The 1,699-nt window shown below is 72.0% G+C and carries 1 protein-coding gene and 1 pseudogene; both read left to right on the top strand.

Going from position 1 to position 1,699, the window contains the following annotated elements; genetic code table 11:
* Positions 1-1,063: helix-hairpin-helix domain-containing protein (locus tag FVW20_RS19795; protein WP_231039129.1), on the top strand; the 1,063-nt coding region annotated here is incomplete at its 5' end.
* A gap of 322 nt (positions 1,064-1,385) precedes the next feature.
* A pseudogene (locus FVW20_RS14475) lies at positions 1,386-1,699 on the top strand (ATP-binding protein); the annotation flags it as partial.

Genomic DNA, 1,699 nt, shown 5'->3' on the forward strand with positions numbered 1-1,699 from the left:
GAGCCTGCGCGCCATAGAGGAAACCCTGGCCGACCTGCGCGGCGGGCCGGTGCGCATCGTGGCGCCCCGCTCGCCCGAAGAGAACCGGCTGGTGGACATGGCCGCCGCCAATGCCCGCGAGCATGCCCGACGCGAGACGGAAGCCCCCCTGCCCGACCTGCTGGCCCGCGCCCTGCACCTGCCCGCGCCGGTACGTCGGGTGGAGGCCGTGGACATTTCGCACACCGGGGGCCGCTCCACCCGCGCAGGCATGGTGGTCTTCGAAGATGGACGACCGGTGCGTGACGCCTGGCGGGCATATGCCCTCGACCGTCCTGCGGACAGCCCCGCCGACCTTTCCGCCGCCAGTGAGCCTGACCGCAGGCCAGACGATCTGCCGGACGGGCAGCCCGGTGATCTGCCCCATGCCCTGCCAGAAGGCCCGGCAAAAGAACCGATGGAAGCACAGGCGGGCGAGGCCCCCGAAACTTCCATTGAGCACACCGACCAGTCCCCCACCTTCACGGCGGGCGACGACTACGCGGCCCTTGCGGAGTGGGCCCGGCGGCGCATCGCTTCCGGCCCGCCGTGGGCGGACCTGGTCCTGATCGATGGAGGTCGGGGCCAGCTTTCCGCCGTGCATCGGGCCGTTCGCGAGGCGGGCGGCGAAGGGCTGTTCGCACTGGCGTCCATCGCCAAGGCCCGCACCGAAGATGGCCGGGCCGACCGCCGCGCGGGCAACGTGGCCGACCGCATATTCCTGCCGGGCCGGGCCAACCCGCTGCCCCTGCGCGACGGCGCGCCGGAACTGTTGTTTCTCCAGCACGTGCGCGACGCCGTGCACGACTTCGCCATCGGGCGGCACCGCCGTGCCCGCGCAGGGGCTGCGCTGACCGGCGAATTGCAGCGCGTGGAAGGAGTGGGCCCCAAGACCGCGCGTCTCTTGTGGGACCGCTTCGGCACGCTGGCCGCCATGCGCGCGGCCAGCGAGAAGGAACTGGCAGAGGTGCCGGGCATCGGCCCGCGCCGTGCACGCCAGATACACCAGCGACTGAAGGAGATGGACACCTCCCGTCGCCGCTGACGGGTGCCCCCCTGCCCCCAACTGACGGGGCACAGCACGGTCACGCCCGCTGACAGGCTCCACGGGCAGACATCTCCGGGCAGCCCTTACCACCCACCCGACAACCATTTATGAACAGGGCATCCCGCAGGCAAGACGTATACCGGCAGCGGACTCCCCTCCGGCATTCCGCGTCCGCCTGCGCCTACCACGCGGTTTACCCCGTGCGGCCCGCAGGTTCCATGCCCCGGCCCATTGCCATGCAGCGCAACTTTGCGCAGTATGGGGCCACCATGGAAACTCCGGCGGATTCCCCGCCGCATCCCCTGGACGCGGGAAGCACATGATACGCCTGCTGCACGACCACGCCGGAACCGGCCTTTGCGCGGTGGCCCCCTCGGGCCGCGTGCTCGGCGTGAGCGGGCTGTTCCTGCGCGCGCTGGGGCTTGCGATGCCGCCGCCCGGCGCCATGCTGCACGACCTGCTCCCCCTGACAGAAGCCTGCCCCCCCTGCGCGGGGTGGCACTGGCTGCTGGACCTCCCCCCCGCCCAGCATGACCGGCCCATTCCGCCCGTTCCGCCCGTTCCGCGCGACGCAATGGGCAACGGGCGGACGCATGCCGCAGGACCACGCCCCGCCGGTGTGCGGGGCGGCAT

Source organism: Nitratidesulfovibrio oxamicus, assembly GCF_015731765.1.
Lineage (GTDB): Bacteria > Desulfobacterota > Desulfovibrionia > Desulfovibrionales > Desulfovibrionaceae > Cupidesulfovibrio > Cupidesulfovibrio oxamicus.